This window comes from Rhodoferax ferrireducens, from assembly GCF_003347515.1.
In the GTDB taxonomy this organism is placed as follows: domain Bacteria; phylum Pseudomonadota; class Gammaproteobacteria; order Burkholderiales; family Burkholderiaceae_C; genus Rhodoferax.
In genome coordinates, this window is the sequence record NZ_QEII01000315.1 from 165263 (window position 1) to 187313 (window position 22051).

The window sequence follows — 22051 nt, forward strand, 5'->3', positions numbered from 1 at the left end:
GCTTTTTTACAAAACAACTCGCTTTATACGGCGGCTGTCTTGATTTTCTTGGCGGGCAATTTTTCTTTGATACGCGCCGACTTGCCGCTGCGGTCACGCAGGTAGTACAGCTTGGCACGACGCACATCGCCACGACGTTTGACTTCAATGCCAGCGATCAGCGGGCTGTAGGTCTGGAACGTACGCTCGACGCCTTCGCCGCTGGAGATCTTGCGAACAATGAAGCCACTGTTGAGGCCGCGATTGCGCTTGGCAATCACAACGCCTTCATAGGCCTGCACGCGTTTACGCGTACCTTCAACCACATTGACGCTCACAATGACAGTGTCACCGGGAGAAAATTCGGGAATGACTTTCCCAAGACGAGCAATTTCTTCCTGCTCAAGGATTTGAATCAAATTCATTTTTAGCCTCAAATGATCTTGGTCGCGCCAGTGTCGGGATGACACAAAAGCTTCGCTGCAAACGCAATGAAGCGGCCAGCCAGAGGATCGGTAAGCCTACTATTATAGCCTGAGCAGAAACGCTTCATCGATAGGACTCAAACGCCCGTCCTTCCGCGCCTGGGCAATCAATTCCGGCCGCAAACGGGCGGTGATCGCCAGCCGTTGCTCGCGGCGCCATCGCTCAATCTGGGCATGGTGACCCGACAGCAGCACCTCTGGCACCGCCCTCCCCGCCCAGCTCTCCGGCCGGGTGTAATGCGGACAATCCAGCAAGCCGTCCAGGGTGGGATTAAAGCTGTCCTGCTGGTGACTGTCAGCCGTATTCAGCACACCCGGCTGCAAACGAGCCACTGCGTCCAGCAAAGCCATGGCTGCAATTTCACCACCCGACAGCACAAAGTCCCCGAGACTGATCTGCTCGGTGACGTGTTCGTCGATAAAGCGTTGGTCCAGCCCCTCGTAACGGCCGCAAATCAGGACCGCACCCGAGCTCTCAGCCCAACGCGTCACCATGGCATGGTTGAGCGGCTTGCCGGCCGGTGAAAAGAGCACCACCGGCGCTGTGTCAGCGCGCTGGGCCTGGATGTGTTTCAGGCATTGGGTCAGGGGCTCGGCCATCATGACCATGCCGGGGCCGCCGCCAAAGGGGCGATCGTCCACGCGCCTGTAGTTGCCCTCGGCGAAATCGCGCGGATTGAACAGCTTGACATTGACTTGCCCGGACTCGAACGCGCGACGGGTGATGCCGCTGGTCAACAGCGGCGCGAATAATTCGGGGAAAAGCGTGACGATGTCGAAGCGCATGAGGCGACGACTCAAAAGTCGGGTTGCCAGTCCACCAGAATGCGACGGGCTTGCAAATCGACGTTGTCAACATAGACTGACACAAAAGGAATCATGCGTTCCTGCGTCTTGCCATCCTGCTCAAAATCCATGACCAGCACGGTTTGCGCACCGGTCGACAGCAGTTCCTTGACCGTTCCCAGCGCAACGCCTTCGCGATTGACGACGTCCAGCCCAATCAGGTCGACCCAGTAATATTCGTCTTTTTCAGCCGTTGGAAAACTAGCTCGGGACACGAAAATGCGGGCCCCACGCAAGGCTTCCGCCGCAGTGCGGTCATTGACGTCATGCGCTGAAGCGACAACCGTATTGGAATGAATCTTGGCTTCCGTGACGGCCAGTTTGGCGACGCCGGAAAAGGTTTTGGCACCCCGTTCGGACGGCATCAAAAACCAGCGCTTGGAAGAAAAAAGCGCCTCGGGATCGGCGCTGTGCGGCAAGACTTTGAACCAGCCTTTGATGCCCCAGGCATCGGCAATGCGCCCAACTTCGATTGCGTCCGCCGGCAATTCGGCGGCTTCAAGGCCGGGCAGCATCACAATAAAATCAGGCGGCCGCTTTGGCAGCTTGATTGACCAGACGTTCCACGGTAGGCGATGCCTGAGCACCGACGCTTCTCCAGTAAGTCAAACGATCCTGAGCAATACGGATGCTTTCTTCATTGGCCGTTGCAATCGGGTTGTAAAAACCGATGCGTTCGATGAAGCGGCCGTCACGACGGGTACGCTTGTCAGCGACAACGATATTGAAAAAAGGGCGAGCTTTTGCACCGCCACGAGCGAGTCGAATGACAACCATGATTTATCCTTTGGGTGGCGGAGTTTGAGTTCCACCAATTAATTCAGCATTTAATCCAGCGCTTGAGACACGCGACATGGCCACCCGGCCAGCGACACACTGGGTAACCTTTGATTATAACGTTTCCATTTTTATGACTATTATTCGCCCCAGCCAACCCGAAGATATCCCGGCCATCTCCGCGATCTACACCCACCATGTGCTGCACGGAACCGGTACGTTTGAAATCGATCCGCCCTCGCTGGCCGACATGGCCAACCGCCGCGCGGATGTGCTTGCCAAGGGGCTTCCCTACCTCGTCGTCAGTGCGGGCGACAAGGTGTTGGGCTTCGCCTATTGCAACTGGTTCAAGCCGCGTCCGGCGTACCGTTTCTCGGCCGAAGACTCCATTTATCTGGCGCCGGATGCCCACGGCCAAGGGCTCGGGCGCCTGTTGCTGACGGAGCTGGCAGCGCAAGCGGAAAAAGCCGGCGTACGCAAACTGATTGCCGTCATTGGCGACTCGGCCAATACCGGATCCATCGGGGTCCATCGCTCGGTCGGGTTTTCACATGTCGGGATTCTCAAATCCTGCGGCTGGAAATTTGACCAATGGCGGGATGTGGTCATGATGGACAAGGCCCTGGGCTGGGGCGACACCAACGCGCCGCAGCAATAATGAGCCTTCATGAAAAACAAAACAATTGCCGCGTGGCTGGCTTTCATTGGGGGTCCTTTGGGACTGCATCGTTTTTATTTGCGCGGAATGGGTGACCTGCCGGGGTGGTTGCTACCCTTGCCCACGGCCCTGGGTCTGTACGGCATTGAACGGGTGCAACAGAATGGGCTGGACGATTTGTGGAGTTGGCTGCTGATCCCGTTACTGGGCTTTACCATTGCAGGCTGCGCCTTGACCGCCATCGTCTATGGCTTGATGGCGCCGGAAAAATGGAATGCCCGCTACAACCCTTCAGCGCCGCCAGACGCCTTACCCGGCCACACCAACTGGCTCACCATCGGCGCGATGGTCCTGGCCCTGCTGGTGGGCACCACGGTGTTGCTGAGCAGCATTGCGTTCAGCTTTCAGCACTACTTCGAATACCAGGTTGAGGAAGCGCGCAAGATATCGCAATGAAACAAGGCTGCAGCCCTTATTCAGAGGGCGCACAATGCTATATTTTATATAGCATCAAAAAATCTGCAGACTGATCCAGTACGCAATAGCAGCAACGAAGGCACTGGCGGGAATTGTGAGAATCCAGGCCCAGATGATGTTGCCTGCGATGCCCCAGCGCACGGCGCTGGCGCGCTGCGTGGCACCGACGCCCACGATCGCGCCCGTGATGGTGTGTGTGGTCGAGACGGGAATGCCCAGAATGGCCGCCGTGAACAGCGTGATAGCGCCACCGGTTTCGGCGCAAAACCCATGTACTGGCTTGAGCTTGGTCAGCCTTTGCCCCATGGTCTTGACAATGCGCCACCCACCAAACAAGGTGCCCGTGGCGATGGCGGCGTAGCAACTCAGGACCACCCAGGTCGGTGGCGACGTGTCACCCACCGCCGTGTAGCCGGTGGCGATCAGCAGCATCCAGATAATGCCGATGGTTTTCTGTGCATCATTGCCACCGTGGCCCAGACTGTAAGCACCGGCCGACACCAGTTGCAGGCTGCGAAACCACTTGTCAACGCGACTGGGCGTGCTGCGGCGAAAGGCCCACGAGACGGCGATCAGCATCAACGAACCCAGCAGAAATCCCATCACCGGCGACACAAAGATGAACACCACGGTCTTCATCACGCTGCTCAGTACCAACGCCGAAGCGCCCGCCTTTACCATGACCGCGCCCACGATGCCGCCGATCAACGCATGGGACGAGCTGCTCGGAATGCCGTAGTACCAGGTAATGAAATTCCAGCTGATGGCGCCGACCAATGCGCCGAATACGACGTGCACGTCCACCACACCCGGGTGGGCCAGGCCCTTACCGATTGTGGCAGCCACACCGAAATGAAAAATGAATATGGCCAGGAAATTAAAAACTGCCGCAAACAGCACCGCCTGCCCCGGCTTGAGCACGCCGGTGGACACCACAGTGGCAATCGAATTGGCAGCATCATGAAATCCGTTCATGAAATCGAACAAAATGGCCAGCACCACCAGCACAATCACCACCCACAACCCGACCTGAACCGACGTCATGACGGGCAGGCCTCAAGAGTTTTCGAGGACGATGCCCTCGATGACGTTGGCAACGTCCTCACACTTGTCGGTAATGGTTTCCAGCAATTCGTAAATCGCCTTGAGCTTGATAACCTCCCGCACATCGGGCTCTTCCCGAAAGAGGCGGCTCATGGCGCTGCGCATGACACGATCGGCATCCGATTCGAGTTGATCGATCTCTTCACAGGTTTTCAAAGCGGCTTCGGCGGTTGCCGGATCGGCAATCTTGGCCAGCATGTACACGGCGTCGCGCACCCGCTCGCAGCATTTCACGCTGACGTCGGTCAGGCGCACGATCTCTTCGGTCATGTGGCGCACGTCATACAGCGCCATGGTCTCGGCCGAATCCTGAATCAGATCGGCAATATCATCCATCGTGTTGATCAGCGAATGAATCTGCTCGCGGTCAATCGGCGTGATGAAAGTCTTATGGATGGCCTTGTTGACCTCGTGCGTCACCCGGTCAGCGGCGCGCTCGGCGGTGTCTACTTCTTCGTTGTATTTTTGGCGCAGAACTGGATCGCTGTAGTTGGCCACCAGTTTGGCAAAGGCGCGGCCGGCCTCCACAATCCGGTCAGCATGCTGGTTGAACATTTCGAAAAAATTGCCTTCACGCGGCAACAACTTGGCAAACAGCATCACTCACTCCAGAGAAAAATATCAGTCAGACGACGATTTTCTGACTGCCGGGAGTGTAACCGCCGCCCTCGCGCATACCGGTCCGCAGCGGCAAGGGAAACTGATCAAGCACCGCGGAAAATGAAATAGACCGCGCCCACCATGCAGAACGCCGCCCACAGGTAGTCCAGCTTGAACGGCTCCTTGAGATACAGCATGGCAAACGGCACAAACACGGCCAGGGTAATGACCTCTTGCATGATCTTGAGCTGCGCCACACTGAAACCAGCCTGCTGAAACCCGATGCGGTTGGCCGGCACCTGCAAGGCATATTCAAACAGCGCAATGCCCCAACTCACCCCTGCCGCGATATACCACGGCGCGGTGGCCAGGTTTTTCAGATGCCCGTACCAGGCGAAGGTCATGAAGATATTGCTGCCGACCAGCAAGAGCACGGTTTGCAGGGACAGCGGAATGGATTGCAGTGCGTTCATGCCCGGAATTATCCCGTAGCCATCATCCAGCGCCAGATACGAAAAAGCGCCCCCGCAACCTGGGTTGCGGGGGCGCTTCAAAGTAGTCACGCCCAGCCAGTGCCGGGCCGCGTCAGTTTGTTTAAACCGCGACGCTGTCCTTGACGGAGGCGGCTGCGTCCGTGTAGTCCTGCACCTTGTCAAAGTTCAGGTACTGATAGACCTTGTCGCTGGCGGCCGTCAGCACGCCCATGTCGGCCATGTACTCGGCTTTGGTCGGGATGCGACCCAGCTTGGAACAGATGGCAGCCAGTTCGGCGCTACCCAAGTACACAAAGCTGTTCTTGCCCAGACGATTCGGGAAGTTGCGCGTTGAAGTCGAGAACACCGTAGCGCCCTCTTTAACCTGCGCCTGATTGCCCATGCACAGGCTGCAACCCGGCATTTCCATGCGCGCACCAGCAGCGCCGAGCACGCCATAATGGCCTTCTTCGCTCAACTGCTTGGCGTCCATCTTGGTGGGCGGTGCCATCCACAGCTTGACCGGGATGTCGCGCTTGTTTTCCAACAGCTTGCTTGCGGCGCGGAAATGGCCGATGTTGGTCATGCAAGAGCCGATGAAGACTTCCTCGATCTTGGCACCGGCGACGTCGGACAGCGTTTTCACATCGTCTGGATCGTTCGGGCAGGCCACGATAGGCTCGTGAATATCCGCCAGATCAATCTCGATGACGGCAGCGTAGTCAGCATCGGCGTCGCCCTTGAGCAACTGGGGGTTGGCCAACCAGGCTTCCATCGCCTTGATACGGCGGTTGATGGTGCGCACGTCGGAGTAACCGGTGGCGATCATCCACTTCAACATCGTGATGTTGCTGGTGATGTACTCGATGATTGGCTCTTTGTTCAGATGCACGGTGCAACCACCGGCGCTGCGCTCAGCGGAGGCATCGCTCAATTCGAACGCCTGCTCCACCTTGAGGTCGGGCAGGCCTTCAATTTCCAGGATGCGACCGGAGAAGATGTTCTTCTTGCCCTGCTTGGCCACCGTCAGCAAACCGGCCTTGATGGCGTACAGCGGAATGGCGTTAACCAGATCGCGCAGCGTGATGCCGGATTGCATCTTGCCTTTGAAACGCACCAGCACGCTCTCGGGCATGTCCAGTGGCATGACGCCGGTAGCGGCACCAAACGCGACCAGACCGGAGCCGGCGGGGAAACTGATGCCGATTGGGAAGCGGGTGTGGCTGTCGCCGCCAGTGCCCACGGTATCGGGTAACAACATGCGGTTAAGCCAGCTGTGGATGATGCCGTCACCGGGACGCAGCGGCACACCGCCGCGGGTGCTCATGAATTCAGGCAGCTCGTGGTGCATCTTCACGTCCACCGGCTTGGGGTAGGCGGCCGTGTGGCAGAACGACTGCATCACCAGATCGGCGCTGAAGCCCAGGCAAGCCAGATCCTTCAGCTCGTCGCGGGTCATCGGGCCGGTGGTGTCTTGCGAACCCACGCTGGTCATTTTGGGCTCGCAGTAAGTACCAGGGCGAACGCCCTGGCCTTCCGGCAAACCGCAGGCACGACCGACCATTTTTTGCGCCAGCGTGAAGCCTTTTTTGGTGTCTACCGGGTTTTGTGGCAGACGGAACAACGTGCTGACCGGCAGGCCCAGGGCTTCGCGCGCCTTGGACGTCAGGCCACGGCCAATGATCAGCGGAATACGGCCACCGGCGCGCACTTCGTCAAACAGTACCTCGCTCTTGACCTTGAACTCGGCAATCACCTTGCCATTTTTGAGTGCCTTGCCGTCATAAGGCCGCAATTCCACCACGTCACCCATGTTCATGGCGCTCACGTCCAACTCGATTGGCAGGGCACCCGAGTCTTCCATGGTGTTGTAGAAAATCGGCGCAATCTTGCTGCCGAGGCAGACACCGCCGAAGCGCTTGTTCGGCACGAACGGAATGTCTTCGCCCGTGAACCACAGCACCGAGTTGGTGGCGGATTTGCGTGATGAACCGGTACCGACCACATCGCCGACGTAGGCCACGAGATTGCCCTTGGCTTTGAGCTCATCAAAGAACTTGACCGGGCCACGTTTGCCGTCTTCTTCCGGAACGATGCCGGGACGGGCGTTCTTGTGCATCGCCAGGGCGTGCATGGGGATGTCGGGACGGCTGAAAGCGTCAGGCGCGGGCGACAGGTCATCGGTGTTGATTTCGCCTTCGACTTTGAACACGGTGAGCGTGATCGATTGCGGCACTTCGGGGCGCGAGGTAAACCACTCGGCATCAGCCCAGCTCTGCAGCACGGCTTTAGCTTGCGCGTTGCCCTTGTCGGCTTTTTCCTTGACGTCATGGAACTGGTCGAACATCAGCAAGGTTTTCTTCAGCCCATTGGCGGCCACTTCAGCCACGACCGCGTCGTCGAGCAAGTCCACCAGCGGGCTGATGTTGTAGCCGCCGAGCATGGTGCCCAGCAGTTCCGTCGCTTTTTCACGGGAGATCAAGGGGCATTTTTCGGTGCCATGTGCCACGGCAGCCAGGTAGCTGGCTTTGACCTTGGCCGCGTCATCCACGCCAGCCGGTACGCGATGCGTGATCAGGTCCACCAGCGTGGGCTCTTCACCCTGCGGTGGATTTTTCAGCAGCTCGATGAGCTCGCCGGTTTGCTTGGCGGACAAGGGCAATGGCGGAATGCCGAGGGCGGCGCGTTCGCCGACGTGGACACGGTAGGTTTGCAACATGGTCAACTCCTTATTAATCAATGAAAATGGTTCCAGTCCCTTATGAAAGGGACTTGATGTGCTATCTATTTGGTAATGATCACGGCGGGCGCATCGAGTATGCTGGGCGCGGGATTCTTGATCAACCGCTGAGCCACGGCGGCCTGATCCGGACTCATGCATTCATCGGCCAGTCGCTGCCCGAGCTTCTGATTCATCAGCATGGACTTGTTGGCCAACTGCAGCCACACGGCCCCGATCTTCTGGTCTTCCAGTCGGATGGCGCCCGTGCTGGTGACCACCGGAAACATACGGTATTTCTGCTGTTTGATTTGCACATCGAAGTAGCCCGGCGATTTTTCGTCGGCCGTCAAAGTGACAAAAGCACCCAATTCGCACGGCAACTTGCCCTGGTAGACCCGCTCGGCAATGGCCAGTTCGGCCGGCGTCAAGGCGGCCTCTGCGGCCATGATGCCTGCCGCAATCTGATTGGCTGTGGTTTTGGCTTCCACTCGACTGGCCGTCGGCTGTTTGGCCTTTTTGACTGTTTTCTTGGCAGGTTCCTGCGCCATCAGCGCAACGGGCAGCACCAACAGGAAAATAGATGCGAGAAGTTTTTTCATCATTCGTAAGCTCAGTTAGGGGGTCTTTAGCCGAAAAAATAGGCCCGGGCTTCATCGGGGAGATGTCGACCGGTCTGGTGTGCCCGCTCCAGCACTTGCCAAAAATAGCGGTAACTTGCACGGTCATGCAGTTTTCCGTCGTAAGAAATGGGCGCCCAGTCGGCCTGCGCGGCGGCCATCACGATAGTTGTCGCCAGCTCAATTTCTTGCGCCTGGGGGGCAAAAGCCTCCAGAATCGGCCTGATCTGACTCGGGTGAATGCTCCACATACGGGTGTAGCCCAAGGCGCGCGAGGCCCGGGTGGCAGCCGCCTGCACAGCACCCATATCGTTGAATTCGGTTACCACACAATGGGCCGGTACTTTGCCAAAAGCATGGCACGCTGACGCTATTTCGAGCTTGGCACGAAGCACCAGCGGGTGCGTGAACTGATCCAGTTCCATGCTGTGCTGGTCGGCATGAATGCCCATCGCGCTGGCCGGAATCGCGCCACCGTGGCTTGAGACAAAGTCCATCAAACCAAAACTGATGGACTGAACCCGGGGATGCGCCGCAATCTCGAAGGCGCGATGAACGGCGGCCGGGGATTCAATCAATACATGCAGCGGCAAAAGATCCGTGCGCCCGGCCTTGAGGGCGGCCCGATCCACCCATTGCACCGCCTGCTCGACCTCTTCGACCGTCTCAATCTTGGGAATCATCAAGTGACACAAGCTGGTGGCCGCGCCGCCAACAATGATGTCCACATCCTGCCCAAACGCCGGGTGATCCACCGGATGCACCCGCACCGCAACGCGGACAGCAATGCTATTTACTACAGTTTTAATAGCTACTTGCGCTTGATTGGCGAGGGCTACGACCATATTGGCATGGTCCTTTTCGCCCCCCACCGGGGCGCCATCTTCGCAGTCCAGCGTCACGTCAAAAACGCAGGCGCCGAACTCCTGGGACATTTCAGCCTGCAAAGCCAGGCTCTTGCGCATCCGCGCCTCCACGCCGCAATAATGGTCACACACCGGCAAGGAAGCCGCTGTGGACTGAGCGCCAAGAAGAACGTCGCGTGGATGCCGACGCGCCCCCACGCTTGCCACTTCGTGCGCTACGCGGCCCCCCGAGAGGTCCTTCGCGCCTTGGGACAGCCCGGCGGCACTCATCGCGTCCAGGACTTACAGCAGGTGGGCGACGCCGGCTTGCTCGTCCTGCAGCTCTTTCAGGGTCTTGTTGATGCATTCCTGGCTGAACGCGTCAATTGGCAGGTCTTGAACAACCGTGTATTCGCCACCTTCGCAGGTCACGGCAAAGCCGAACATCGTGTCTTTGGGAATGCCGTACTGGCCATCCGATGGGATACCCATGGTCACCCACTTGCCGTTGGTGCCCAGCGCCCAGTCGCGCATGTGGTCAATCGCAGCATTGGCAGCGGAAGCCGCCGATGACACGCCACGGGCGGCAATGATGGCGGCACCGCGCTTGCCCACGGTGGGCAGGAAGGTGTTGGCGTTCCAGTCCTGGTCGTTGATCATGTCCTTGACGCTGGCGCCGTTGATGGTGGCGAAGCGGTAGTCGGCATACATGGTGGGCGAGTGGTTGCCCCATACAGTCAATTTTTCGATGTCAGCTACGGGTTTGCCGGTCTTGGCAGCGATCTGGCTCAGGGCGCGGTTGTGGTCCAGGCGCAGCATGGCGGTGAAGTTCTTGCGCGGCAGATCCGGGGCGCTCTTCATGGCAATGTAGGCATTGGTGTTGGCGGGGTTACCGACCACCAGCACCTTGACGTTGCGGCTGGCGACGGCATTCAATGCCTTGCCCTGGGCCGTGAAAATTTCGGCATTGACTGCCAGCAATTCAGCGCGCTCCATGCCGGGGCCGCGAGGACGCGAACCAATCAGCAGGGCATAGTCAACATCCTTGAATGCGGTCATCGGGTCGCCGTGGGCTTCCATGCCGACCAGCAAGGGGAATGCGCAATCTTGCAGCTCCATCATCACGCCTTGCAGCGCTTGCTGGGGCTTTTCAAAGGGAACTTCAAGCAATTGCAGGATCACGGGTTGGTCTTTGCCCAGCATTTCGCCGGAGGCGATGCGAAACAGGATTGCGTAACCAATTTGACCAGCTGCACCGGTGACGGCGACGCGGACGGGTTTTTTGCTCATGGCGAGAACTCCAGAAGTGTTGTGAAACGGGTGCTGGTGGTGGCTCTTCACTGTTGCCGGAGCCCCCCAGAATGCGCGTCAAGTTTACTCTGGAAAACCAGGCCTCGTCAACTTGTCTTATGTCTTATATAAGATATGATTCGGCTTGTCCCCAAAACTTGCGTGGGTCAATCCTCCATGTCCGCCACACCCGTCCCTTCAGCTGGTATCACACCTACAAACCCCGACAGCGGCAGCATCGCCGGCGGTCAGCTCACGCCCGCTTTCAGCCCTTTGTACCAGCAAATCAAGGGCTTGATACTGAACAGCCTGCGGCTTGGCGAATGGAAACCGGGCGAAGCCATTCCCAGCGAAATGGAGTTGGCCGCACGCTTTCGCGTCAGTCAGGGCACAGTACGCAAGGCGATTGACGAACTCGCCGCCGAGAATTTACTGGTGCGTCGTCAAGGCAAGGGCACTTTTGTGGCCACCCACGCCGAGCAGCATGTGCAGTTTCGCTTCCTGAAACTCGTCCCCGACAGCGGCACTCCGGGCAGCGAAGGCCCGGCCCAGCGCGACATTGTTGAATGCCGTCGCGCTCGCGCCAGCGCCGACGTTGCGCGGGCGCTGGCATTGCGCACTGGCGACCCCGTTCTGCAAGTCCGCCGGGTTTTGAGTTTTGCCGGCTCGCCCACAATTTTGGAAGACATCTGGCTACCCGCCGCCCCCTTCAAAGGTTTGACCGCTGAACGCCTGGCCAACTACCAGGGCCCCATGTACGCCTTGTTTGAAACCGAATTCAATGTACGCATGGTGCGCGCCGAAGAAAAAATTCGCGCGGAACCCGCCACCGACGGGCGTGAAATGCTATTGAAGGTAGAACATGGCGCACCATTGCTGAGCGTGGAGCGCATCGCCTACACCTACAAAGATGTTCCCATGGAACTGCGCCGCGGCTACTACCGCACCGATACCCATCACTACCACAACACCTTGAGCTAGAAGAGCCATGGAATTCAAAGACCGCGAGTCATCACTCCCCTGCAAAATCGGCCTTGCTTGTGAGAGTTTGCCGGCAGATCAGTGCAGTTTGTCAAGCTCGCGTCAGGCTACGGCAAACGATGCACTGCGATGGGGCAAATACGATTTGAAACGCTATTTTTATGACAAAAATTACCCGCCTCGACCAGCCCAAGCCGAGATCCATGCTGCATTGCAATAGAATTTCAGGGTAACCAGCTCTTTGCCAGTTACCAAGCAGTTACTCAAAACATAGAAAGCCAAGTATGTCCGAATCAGCGACAAGCTCCGCGAAAAAGCGCCCCGAGTTCCGTAACATCAACGCCTTCACCGACCTTCCCACCTACCGGTTGCCCCTTGCAGGCCTCGTGTCGATCTTGCACCGCGTCAGCGGGGCCATCATGTTTATCCTGATGCCCTTCATCATCTGGATGTTTGACAACTCGGTTTCCTCCGAAATCTCTTTTGCCAAATTCAAGTCGGCGTTCAATATCGGCATGTTGGGCCTACCGGGCTTCATTTGGAAACTGGTCGCACTGGCGTTGATCTGGGCCTATCTGCACCACTTCATCGCCGGCATTCGTCACCTCTGGATGGACACCCATCACGACGCGGTCAGCAAGGAGTTCGGCAGATCGTCCGCCACGTTCACGCTGGCCGTGAGCATTGGCCTTGCGGTCGTGCTCGGCGCCAAGCTGTTTGGCCTCTATTAATTAAAAGGAACACACCATGTCTGTTAATTACGGCTCCAAACGCATCGTTGTCGGCGCTCACTACGGTCTGCGTGACTGGCTCGGCCAGCGCGTGACGGCAGCCTTGATGGCCCTCTTCACCTTGCTGGTTCTGGCCCAGGTGATTTTCAGCAAGGGCCCGATCGGCTACGACCAGTGGGCTGGCATCTTTTCATCCCAGTGGATGAAGGCATTGACCTTCACCGTCATCATCGCCCTGCTGTACCACGTCTGGCTCGGCATGCGCGACATCTGGATGGATTACATCAAGCCAGTCGGACTGCGCCTGACCCTGCAGGTTTTTACCATTGTCTGGCTGGTCGCTTGCGCTGGCTGGGGTATTCAGATCCTTTGGCGCCTCTAAGACGTCCAGACAAGACGTTTACAAGCCACCTCCGGCCGCTTCTGACAACCAAGACTCAACAAGAATCATGACCGCTACATCAAAACTCCCCAAGCGCAAATTTGACGTCGTTATCGTTGGTGCCGGTGGCTCCGGCATGCGCGCTTCACTGCAACTGGCTCGCGCCGGCCTGAAAGTGGCCGTGCTCTCCAAAGTATTCCCCACGCGTTCACATACCGTGGCAGCCCAAGGCGGCATTGGCGCCTCCCTGGGCAACATGGCCGAAGACAACTGGCACTATCACTTCTACGACACCGTCAAAGGTTCCGACTGGCTCGGCGACCAGGACGCGATCGAATACATGTGCCGTGAAGCACCCAAGGTCGTGTACGACCTGGAGCACATGGGCATGCCGTTTGACCGTAACCCCGACGGCACGATTTACCAGCGTCCATTTGGCGGCCACACCGCCAACTACGGCGAGAAACCCGTGCAACGCGCCTGTGCCGCAGCCGACCGCACCGGCCACGCCATGTTGCACACGCTGTACCAGCAAAACGTGAAAGAGAAAACCAGTTTCTTCGTCGAGTGGCTGGCCATGGACCTGATCCGTGATGAAGCCGGCGATGTGGTGGGCGTCACAGCACTGGAAATGGAAACCGGTGACGTGCACATTTTTGAAGCCAAGACGACCTTGCTGGCGACCGGCGGTGCCGGACGCATTTTTGCCGCCTCGACCAATGCCTTCATCAACACCGGCGACGGTCTGGGCATGGCCGCACGAGCCGGTATCCCACTGGAAGACATGGAATTCTGGCAGTTCCATCCCACCGGCGTGCACGGTGCCGGCGTGCTGCTGACCGAAGGCTGCCGAGGCGAAGGCGCCATTTTGCGCAACAGCAATGGCGAACGCTTCATGGAGCGCTATGCGCCCGCCTACAAGGATTTATCGCCCCGCGACTATGTGTCGCGCTGCATGGACCAGGAAATCAAGGAAGGCCGCGGTTGTGGCCCCAACAAAGACTACATCAACCTCGACATGACCCACCTGGGCGCCGAGACCATCATGAAGCGCCTGCCCTCGGTGTTCGAGATCGGCCATAACTTTGCCAACGTCGACATCACCAAGGAGCCGATTCCGGTCGTACCTACCATCCATTACCAAATGGGTGGTATCCCAACCAATATCCACGGCCAGGTGGTCACGCAGAACGCCGACAACAAGAGTGAGGTCGTCAACGGCCTGTACGCCGTCGGCGAATGCTCTTGCGTCAGCGTGCACGGCGCCAACCGCCTGGGCACCAATTCGCTGCTGGATCTGCTGGTGTTCGGCCGCGCGGCCGGCAATCACATTGTTGAGTTCAATCAAGCCAACGCCGAGCACAAGCCCCTCCCGGTCGATGCTGCCGACGCGACGCTGGCACGCATCGCGCGCCTGGACAACGCGACCAGCGGCGAGTACGCGCAAGATGTGGCTGACGACATCCGCGCCACCATGCAACAACATGCAGGCGTATTCCGCACCCAGGCGGCCATGGACGAAGGCGTGATCAAAATTGCGGCCTTGCGCGAGCGGGTCAAGACCATCAATCTGAAAGACAAGTCCAAGATATTCAACACCGCTCGCATCGAGGCGCTGGAAGTTGAAAACCTGATTGAAGTGGCACAAGCCACGATCGTCTCTGCCGCTGCCCGCCATGAAAGCCGTGGTGCGCATTCGGTCAATGACTATGGTGATACCGCCACGAACCCGAACGGACGCAACGACACCGATTGGCACAAGCACACCCTCTGGTACAGCGAAGGCAGTCGCCTGGCCTACAAGCCAGTACAGATGAAACCCCTGACGGTCGAATCCGTGCCCCTTACCGTGCGCAGCTTCTAAGTCAAAGCCAACCAGATCAGCGAGAACATCCCATGTCCAAACGCACATTCCAGATTTACCGTTACGACCCTGATACCGACGCCAAGCCGTACATGCAGACCATTGAGGTGGAGCTTGACGGCAGCGAGCGCATGCTGCTCGATGCCTTGATGAAGCTCAAGGCGCTGGACCCCACCATCAGTTTTCGCCGCTCGTGCCGCGAAGGTGTCTGTGGTTCCGATGCGATGAACATCAACGGCAAGAACGGCCTGGCATGCCTGACCAATATGCTGACTTTGACTGGCACGATTGTCCTGAAGCCACTGCCAGGACTGCCGGTTGTACGCGACCTGATTGTCGACATGACGCAGTTCTTCAAGCAGTACAACTCGATCAAACCGTATTTGATCAACGACAATCTGCCGCCTGAAAAAGAGCGCCTGCAAAGTCCGGAAGAGCGCGATGAGCTCAACGGTCTATATGAGTGCATCCTGTGCGCGAGCTGCTCCACCTCCTGCCCCAGCTTCTGGTGGAACCCCGACAAGTTTGTCGGTCCGGCAGGTCTGTTGCAAGCCTACCGCTTCATCGCCGACAGCCGCGACGAAGCGACTGGCGAACGACTGGACAACCTGGAAGACCCTTACCGCCTATTCCGTTGCCACACCATCATGAATTGCGTTGACGTTTGCCCCAAGGGATTGAACCCCACTCGGGCCATCGGCAAGATCAAAGAAATGATGGTTCTGCGCACGGTGTGACCGGACATGGAAAGCTGTGCTGTGATGAACACCGGTGAATTGATCGATGAGCGTGCTCTGAGCAAGCTGAAATGGCGTTGCCGCCGCGGCCTGCTGGAGAACGATATTTTTATCGAACGGTTCTTCCGGCGTTTTGAATCCAGCCTGACCGTCAAGCAATCGCAAGGTCTGAGCGCTTTAATGACGCTAAGCGACCACGACCTTCTGGACCTGCACCTGGCGCGCAAAACGATTGCGCAAGTCGATGCCGATCTGGACCGAGACGATGTACGTGAAGTTTTAGGTATGTTGAGAGAAACTCTTTGAGAGGTAAAGAATGAAATTAGCTGACAACAAAGCCACCCTGTCGTTCAGTAACGGCAGCCCCAGCGTTGACCTGCCCGTGTACCAGGGTAGTGTTGGGCCAGATGTCATAGACATCCGCAAGCTGTATGCCCAAACCGGCAAGTTCACCTACGATCCGGGCTTTCTGTCCACGGCGTCGTGCCAATCAGCCATCACCTACATCGATGGCGACAAGGGCGAACTGCTGTACCGGGGTTACCCGATTGAGCAGTTGGCAACCAACTGCGACTTCATGGAAACCTGCCATCTACTGCTCTATGGCAACCTGCCGGATGTCGCGGCAAAAGCAGCTTTCGTCAAGCGCGTGACCAACCACACGATGGTGAACGAGCAGATGCAGTTTTTCCTGCGTGGCTTCCGTCGCGATGCGCATCCCATGGCCATCATGACCGGTCTGGTGGGCGCTTTGTCGGCCTTTTATCACGACAGCACCGACATCAACAACCCGGAACACCGCGAAATTTCGGCCATCCGCTTGATCGCCAAGATGCCCACCCTGGTGGCCATGGCGTACAAGTACAGTGCCGGCCAGCCATACATGTATCCCAAGAACAACCTGAGCTACTCAGGCAACTTCCTGCACATGATGTTCGCCACCCCGTGTGAAGAATATGTGGTCAACCCCGTCATCGAACGCGCGCTGGACCGCATCTTCGTGCTGCACGCCGACCACGAACAAAACGCGTCCACGTCCACCGTCCGTCTGTGCGGCAGCTCCGGCACCAACCCGTTTGCGGCCATTGCTGCGGGCGTGGCCTGCCTGTGGGGCCCGGCGCACGGTGGCGCCAATGAAGCCTGCCTGAACATGCTGGAAGACATCCAGAAAATGGGTGGCATTGCCAAGGTTGGCCAGTTCATGGAGCAGGTCAAGGACAAAAATTCCGGCGTCAAGCTGATGGGCTTTGGACACCGGGTTTACAAGAACTACGACCCGCGCGCCAAACTCATGCAGGAAACCTGCAAGGAAGTTCTCGCGTCGCTCGGACTGGAGAACGATCCCCTCTTCAAACTGGCGATGGCGCTGGAAAAAATTGCGCTGGAAGACGAGTATTTTGTGTCACGCAAGCTCTACCCCAACGTGGACTTCTACTCCGGTATCGTGCAGCGCGCCATTGGTATTCCGGTCGGCCTGTTCACCGCCGTTTTCGCGTTGGCGCGCACCGTCGGCTGGATTGCGCAGTTGAACGAAATGATTGGTGACCCCGAGTACAAGATTGGTCGTCCGCGCCAGCTGTTCACCGGGTCTGTGAGTCGCGACGTGCTGCCGATTTCCCAGCGCTAGGCCTTTCTCATTTAAAACGCCCGCCGTTGGCAACACCGGCGGGCGTTTTTTCGCCTGCAGTGTGCGGGTTCTCCGTGCCGATTAAAATGATGGATTGCCAAGGAAAAACCATATGGGACGCACCCTCTACGACAAACTCTGGGACGAACACGTTGTTCACACCGAAGAAGATGGCACAGCCATCCTCTACATAGACCGCCATCTGGTGCATGAAGTCACCAGCCCGCAAGCCTTTGAAGGGCTGCGCCAGGCGGGGCGCAAGGTGTGGCGCGTCAGCTCCATCGTTGCCACCGCCGACCACAACACGCCCACCACCGGCTGGGAGTTGGGCTATGACGGCATCACTGACCCGACCAGCAAAGAGCAGGTCATGATGCTGGACACCAATATGCGGGAGTACGGCGCGGCCGCTTACTTCCCCTTCCTGTCTAAACGACAAGGCATTGTCCACGTCATCGGACCAGAGAACGGCGCCACCCTCCCCGGCATGACGGTGGTCTGCGGTGACTCGCACACTTCGACCCACGGCGCCTTTGGCGCGCTGGCCCATGGCATCGGGACCAGCGAAGTCGAACACGTGATGGCCACGCAGACCCTCTTGGCCAAAAAAGCGAAAAACATGCTGGTGCGGGTCGACGGCACAGTGCCGCGAGGCTGTGGCGGCAAAGATATCGTGCTGGCCATCATTGGCAAGATCGGCACGGCGGGCGGCACGGGCTACACCATTGAATTTGCGGGTTCGGCCATTCGCGCTTTGAGCATGGAAGGCCGCATGACCGTGTGCAATATGGCCATCGAAGCCGGTGCGCGTGCCGGCTTGGTGGCGGTGGACGAAAAAACCATCGACTACGTCAAGGGCCGGCCCTTGGCGCCGGGGCACAATGCCGCCAATGACTCAGCCGCCGCGGTCGAATGGGACCAGGCGGTGGCTTACTGGAAGACCTTGCACTCTGACGCCGATGCCCACTTCGACACCGTTGTTGAACTGGATGCCGCCCAGATCATTCCGCAAGTCACCTGGGGAACCTCGCCCGAGATGGTGCTGGGCATTGACAGCCGCGTGCCCGATCCCGACAAAGAGAAAGATGCCAACAAACGCGCTGCCATAGAACGCGCCCTGGTCTACATGGGGCTGGAGCCCGGCAAGGCGCTCGACGATCTCTATGTGGACAAGGTCTTCATTGGCTCCTGCACCAACAGCCGGATTGAAGACATGCGTGAAGCCGCTGCGCTGGTCAAGAAACTGGGACAAAAAGTGGCCAAAAATGTCAAGCTGGCCATGGTGGTGCCGGGCTCGGGTCTGGTCAAGGAACAGGCTGAGCGCGAAGGCCTGCATGAGATATTCAAGGCCGCCGGCTTCGAGTGGCGCGAGCCTGGATGTTCCATGTGCCTGGCCATGAACGCCGACCGGCTGGAGCCGGGTGAGCGCTGCGCATCCACCAGCAACCGCAATTTTGAGGGTCGTCAGGGGGCCGGGGGACGCACGCACCTGGTCAGCCCCGCAATGGCCGCTGCGGCCGCCATTCACGGCCATTTTGTAGACGTCAGAAAATTCATTTGAGCGGACAGGCCAAGGAAACCAATATGCAAAAATTCACCCTGCTCAAGGGCCTGGTTGCGCCCATGGACCGAGAGAACGTCGATACCGACGCCATCATTCCCAAGCAATTCCTGAAGTCCATCCGCAAGACCGGGTTTGGCCAGAATCTGTTTGACGAGTGGCGTTACCTGGACGCGGGCTTCCCCGGTCAGGATCCCGCCAGCCGCAAGCCGAATCCAGACTTTGTCTTGAACCAGCCCCGTTACCAGGGCGCCGCCATTTTGCTGGCGCGCAAAAACTTTGGCTGCGGCTCATCGCGTGAGCATGCCCCCTGGGCGCTCGATCAATACGGGTTTCGCGCCATCATTGCGCCGAGCTACGCTGACATTTTTTTCAACAACAGCTTCAAAAACGGCTTGCTGCCGATTGTGCTGAGCGAAATCCAGGTCAGCCAGCTGTTTGATGAGGCAGCAGCCTTCCCGGGCTATGCGCTGACCATCGATCTGGAACGCCAGGTCATCATCAAACCGGACGGAACAGAACTGGTCTTCGAGGTGCAGGCCTTTCGCAAATACTGCCTGCTCAATGGCTTTGACGACATTGGCCTGACCTTGCGCCAGGCGGACAAGATCAAGGCCTTTGAAGCCCAACGTTTAGCACAAAAACCTTGGCTAGCCCGCACGCTGATTGCGTAAGCTGCTATAAATTTTATTTCATTGCGGGATAGCCGCTACCCGTAGCGAGCACGCGCTGTTCACAATACTTTAGAAAGAACCTGGTTCATCATGAAAATTGCAGTGTTGCCCGGCGATGGCATTGGTACCGAAATTGTGGCCGAGGCCGTGAAGGTTTTGAAGGCGCTTGATCTCCCGCTGGAGATGGAAACCGCGCTGGTCGGTGGCGCCGCCTACGAAGCCCATGGCCATCCCTTGCCTGAGGCGACCCTCAAGCTGGCCAAGGAAGCAGATGCCATCCTGTTTGGTGCGGTTGGTGACTGGAAATACGACAAGCTGGACCGGCCGTTGCGCCCCGAGCAGGCGATTCTGGGTTTGCGCAAGAACCTGGGCCTGTTTGCCAACTTCCGCCCCGCCATCTGCTACGAGCAACTGGTGGACGCATCGAGCCTCAAGCCCGAGCTGATTGCCGGCCTCGACATCCTGATCATTCGTGAACTGACCGGTGACATTTACTTCGGCCAGCCGCGCGGTCGCCGCACGGCCACGGACGGGCACTTCCCCGGTGCCGAGGAAGCGTTTGACACCATGCGCTATTCACGCCCCGAGATCGAGCGCATTGCCCACGTCGCGTTCCAGGCGGCCCGCAAACGCAGCAAGCGCGTGACCAGTGTGGACAAGGCCAATGTGCTGGAAACCTTCCAGTTCTGGCGCGACGTGGTCACTGAAGTCGGCCAGCAATACCCCGACGTGGAACTCGACCACATGTACGTGGACAACGCCGCCATGCAGCTGGTGCGCGCGCCCAAGAAATTTGACGTGGTCGTCACCGGCAATATGTTTGGCGACATTCTGAGCGACGAAGCCGCCATGCTCACCGGCTCCATCGGCATGCTGCCGTCGGCCTCGCTGAATGCCAGCAATCAGGGTCTGTACGAGCCCAGCCACGGCAGCGCGCCGGACATCGCCGGCAAAGGCATCGCCAATCCGCTGGCGACCATTTTGAGTGCGGCCATGATGCTGCGCTTCAGCCTGAACCAGGAAGCGGCGGCCCAGCGCATCGAGGCGGCCGTTAAAGCAGTGCTGGCACAGGGCCTGCGCACGGCCGACATCTTCAGCGCAGGTACGACCCGAGTCAGCACCGTTGAAATGGGAGCTGCCGTGGTCAAGGCCCTGTAAATACCAACGCACCCAGTCCGTCGCACCTCGCTGGCCTGTCGAACTGGCGCAACATTTCTATTTTTAAGTATCTGAAAGAGCAACATGATGAAAATTGGCAATCTGGTCGGTCTGGTCGGCTGGCGCGGTATGGTGGGTTCGGTGTTGATGGACCGCATGCAGTCCGAGGGTGATTTCGAGCTGATCGAGCCGGTTTTCTTTTCCACCTCCAACGCCGGTGGAAAAGCCCCGGCGCAGGCGAAGAACGAAACGACCCTGAAAGACGCGTTTGACATAGTCGCGCTCAAAAAATGCGACGTCATCATCAGCACCCAAGGGGGCGACTACACCTCCGAGGTTTTCCCCAAACTGCGCGCTGCGGGCTGGACCGGTCACTGGATTGACGCCGCATCCACCCTGCGCATGGAAGACAATGCCGTCATCATCCTGGACCCGGTCAACCTGCCGGTGATCAAGAACGCGCTGGCCAAAGGCGGCAACAACTGGATCGGCGGCAACTGCACCGTGAGCTGCATGTTGATGGGCGTGGGCGCACTGTACAAGGCCGGCCTGGTCGAGTGGATGACCAGCATGACCTACCAGGCGGCATCGGGCGGCGGCGCGCAACACATGCGCGAATTGCTGACCCAGTTCGGCACCCTGAACGCGGAGGTCAAAGGCCTGCTGGACGACCCCAAATCCGCCATTCTCGAAATCGACCGCAAGGTGCTGCACAAACAACAGTCCTTGACGAGCGCTGAAACCGCCAATTTTGGCGTGCCGCTGGGCGGCAGCCTGATTCCCTGGATCGACAAGGATCTCGGCAACGGCATGAGCCGCGAAGAATGGAAGGCCGGCGCCGAGACCAATAAAATTCTGGGCCAGGGCGCGGCTTTTGGCACGGCCGAAACCCCGGTCGACGGGTTTTGCGTGCGTATCGGCGCCATGCGCTGCCACAGTCAGGCCTTGACCTTCAAACTCAAAAAGGACGTGCCCACCGCCGACATTGAAGCCCTGATCGCGGCCGACAATGACTGGGTCAAAGTCGTTCCCAACACCCGCGACGCCAGCGTTCAAGACCTGACACCGGTGGCCGTCACCGGCACGTTGGGCATTCCGGTGGGACGCATCCGCAAGCTCGCCATGGGCCCGGAATACGTCGGCGCATTCACCATCGGCGACCAACTTTTGTGGGGTGCGGCGGAGCCTTTGCGCCGCATGTTGCGCATTTTGCTGGCCGCTTGAACCCGGCACCGCGTAAATTCCAACGTCCTTTCGTGCCTGGGAACAAGGTATGAAAGGACGTTGTCGTTTGAGCACATAGAATCGACCGGATTGAAGCATGCTGCAGACGACTCAAAGACACAGACTTTCCCACCTTGTCACACCATGACATTGCTGTTAAGGTCGTTTTCAAATTTTGAGTACCGAGGCACTTGCCCGCAATATGCGCCCTACTTTTCAGCCGTCCGAACACCGGAGTC

General features: G+C 58.4%; 24 protein-coding genes. 13 read left to right on the forward strand and 11 right to left on the reverse strand.

The genetic code is table 11. The annotated features are described in order from the left end of the window. Positions 1-23: 23 nt before the first annotated feature. The 4 genes from rplS to rpsP form a co-directional block, all read right to left on the reverse strand. Entirely contained in the window at positions 24-404 is a 381-nt protein-coding gene (gene rplS / locus C5P05_RS27815; RefSeq protein ID WP_114973111.1) for a 50S ribosomal protein L19, read from the reverse strand. A gap of 102 nt (positions 405-506) precedes the next feature. Continuing rightward, the gene (trmD, locus tag C5P05_RS27820; RefSeq protein WP_114973112.1) at positions 507-1250 is read right to left on the reverse strand and encodes a tRNA (guanosine(37)-N1)-methyltransferase TrmD; all 744 of its coding nucleotides are present in this window, start codon (positions 1248-1250) and stop codon (positions 507-509) included. An 11-nt stretch (positions 1251-1261) separates the two neighbouring features. Next, complete coding sequence (rimM, locus tag C5P05_RS27825; RefSeq protein WP_114973113.1) at positions 1262-1825, reverse strand: ribosome maturation factor RimM; 564 nt, start codon at positions 1823-1825, stop codon at positions 1262-1264. Positions 1826-1835: 10 nt separating this feature from the next. Continuing rightward, positions 1836-2087 carry a 30S ribosomal protein S16 gene (rpsP, locus tag C5P05_RS27830; RefSeq protein WP_114973114.1) on the reverse strand — a complete coding sequence of 84 codons (252 nt, stop codon included), beginning with the start codon at positions 2085-2087 and terminating at the stop codon, positions 1836-1838. 133 nt (positions 2088-2220) lie between these two features. On the opposite strand from rpsP, the gene C5P05_RS27835 reads away from it, so the two are divergent. Beyond that, positions 2221-2745 (forward strand): GNAT family N-acetyltransferase, encoded by a 525-nt coding sequence (locus tag C5P05_RS27835; protein WP_114973213.1) that lies wholly within the window; start codon positions 2221-2223, stop codon positions 2743-2745. Positions 2746-2754: 9 nt separating this feature from the next. Next, positions 2755-3201: a TM2 domain-containing protein gene (locus C5P05_RS27840; RefSeq protein WP_114973115.1), complete on the forward strand. Its 447-nt coding sequence runs from the start codon at positions 2755-2757 to the stop codon at positions 3199-3201. Positions 3202-3255: 54 nt separating this feature from the next. Here the strand turns inward: C5P05_RS27840 and C5P05_RS27845 are convergent, their stop codons facing one another. The 7 genes from C5P05_RS27845 to C5P05_RS27875 all read right to left on the reverse strand — a co-directional run bounded on the left by C5P05_RS27845 (position 3256) and on the right by C5P05_RS27875 (position 10873). Continuing rightward, the gene (locus C5P05_RS27845; RefSeq protein WP_114973116.1) at positions 3256-4266 is read right to left on the reverse strand and encodes an inorganic phosphate transporter; all 1011 of its coding nucleotides are present in this window, start codon (positions 4264-4266) and stop codon (positions 3256-3258) included. A gap of 12 nt (positions 4267-4278) precedes the next feature. Continuing rightward, a complete protein-coding gene (locus tag C5P05_RS27850; RefSeq protein ID WP_114973117.1) occupies positions 4279-4926 on the reverse strand; it encodes a DUF47 domain-containing protein in 648 nt (215 codons plus the stop codon). 104 nt (positions 4927-5030) lie between these two features. After that, positions 5031-5399: a DMT family protein gene (locus C5P05_RS27855; RefSeq protein WP_114973118.1), complete on the reverse strand. Its 369-nt coding sequence runs from the start codon at positions 5397-5399 to the stop codon at positions 5031-5033. Between the two features lie 121 nt (positions 5400-5520). Then, positions 5521-8118, reverse strand: a complete 2598-nt coding sequence (locus C5P05_RS27860) for a bifunctional aconitate hydratase 2/2-methylisocitrate dehydratase (RefSeq protein WP_114973119.1) — start codon at positions 8116-8118, stop codon at positions 5521-5523. Between the two features lie 65 nt (positions 8119-8183). After that, a complete protein-coding gene (locus C5P05_RS27865; protein ID WP_114973214.1) occupies positions 8184-8720 on the reverse strand; it encodes a hypothetical protein in 537 nt (178 codons plus the stop codon). Between the two features lie 26 nt (positions 8721-8746). Further along, positions 8747-9874, reverse strand: a complete 1128-nt coding sequence (locus tag C5P05_RS27870) for an HpcH/HpaI aldolase/citrate lyase family protein (protein WP_114973120.1) — start codon at positions 9872-9874, stop codon at positions 8747-8749. A gap of 12 nt (positions 9875-9886) precedes the next feature. Beyond that, a complete protein-coding gene (locus C5P05_RS27875) occupies positions 9887-10873 on the reverse strand; it encodes a malate dehydrogenase (RefSeq protein WP_114973121.1) in 987 nt (328 codons plus the stop codon). 177 nt (positions 10874-11050) lie between these two features. Here C5P05_RS27875 and C5P05_RS27880 point away from each other — a divergent pair, with 177 nt between their 5' ends. From C5P05_RS27880 to asd, 11 genes are all read left to right on the forward strand, one after another. Further along, positions 11051-11854, forward strand: coding sequence for a GntR family transcriptional regulator (locus C5P05_RS27880; protein ID WP_114973122.1), 804 nt, complete (start codon positions 11051-11053; stop codon positions 11852-11854). A 284-nt stretch (positions 11855-12138) separates the two neighbouring features. After that, the gene (sdhC, locus tag C5P05_RS27890; RefSeq protein ID WP_114973124.1) at positions 12139-12585 is read left to right on the forward strand and encodes a succinate dehydrogenase, cytochrome b556 subunit; all 447 of its coding nucleotides are present in this window, start codon (positions 12139-12141) and stop codon (positions 12583-12585) included. A gap of 16 nt (positions 12586-12601) precedes the next feature. Further along, complete coding sequence (gene sdhD, locus C5P05_RS27895) at positions 12602-12967, forward strand: succinate dehydrogenase, hydrophobic membrane anchor protein (protein ID WP_114973125.1); 366 nt, start codon at positions 12602-12604, stop codon at positions 12965-12967. A gap of 67 nt (positions 12968-13034) precedes the next feature. Next, positions 13035-14831, forward strand: a complete 1797-nt coding sequence (gene sdhA, locus C5P05_RS27900) for a succinate dehydrogenase flavoprotein subunit (protein WP_114973126.1) — start codon at positions 13035-13037, stop codon at positions 14829-14831. A gap of 32 nt (positions 14832-14863) precedes the next feature. After that, the gene (locus C5P05_RS27905) at positions 14864-15568 is read left to right on the forward strand and encodes a succinate dehydrogenase iron-sulfur subunit (RefSeq protein ID WP_114973127.1); all 705 of its coding nucleotides are present in this window, start codon (positions 14864-14866) and stop codon (positions 15566-15568) included. Positions 15569-15592: 24 nt separating this feature from the next. Beyond that, entirely contained in the window at positions 15593-15874 is a 282-nt protein-coding gene (locus C5P05_RS27910; protein ID WP_232834685.1) for a succinate dehydrogenase assembly factor 2, read from the forward strand. 10 nt (positions 15875-15884) lie between these two features. Beyond that, positions 15885-17195 (forward strand): citrate synthase, encoded by a 1311-nt coding sequence (gene gltA, locus C5P05_RS27915; protein WP_114973129.1) that lies wholly within the window; start codon positions 15885-15887, stop codon positions 17193-17195. Between the two features lie 112 nt (positions 17196-17307). Then, on the forward strand, positions 17308-18756 hold the full coding sequence (gene leuC, locus C5P05_RS27920; RefSeq protein ID WP_114973130.1) for a 3-isopropylmalate dehydratase large subunit: 1449 nt from the start codon (positions 17308-17310) through the stop codon (positions 18754-18756). Between the two features lie 23 nt (positions 18757-18779). After that, complete coding sequence (leuD, locus tag C5P05_RS27925; protein ID WP_114973131.1) at positions 18780-19430, forward strand: 3-isopropylmalate dehydratase small subunit; 651 nt, start codon at positions 18780-18782, stop codon at positions 19428-19430. Between the two features lie 90 nt (positions 19431-19520). Next, entirely contained in the window at positions 19521-20588 is a 1068-nt protein-coding gene (gene leuB, locus C5P05_RS27930; protein WP_114973132.1) for a 3-isopropylmalate dehydrogenase, read from the forward strand. A gap of 84 nt (positions 20589-20672) precedes the next feature. After that, complete coding sequence (gene asd / locus C5P05_RS27935; RefSeq protein WP_420130783.1) at positions 20673-21812, forward strand: aspartate-semialdehyde dehydrogenase; 1140 nt, start codon at positions 20673-20675, stop codon at positions 21810-21812. The last annotated feature ends 239 nt before the right edge of the window (positions 21813-22051 follow it).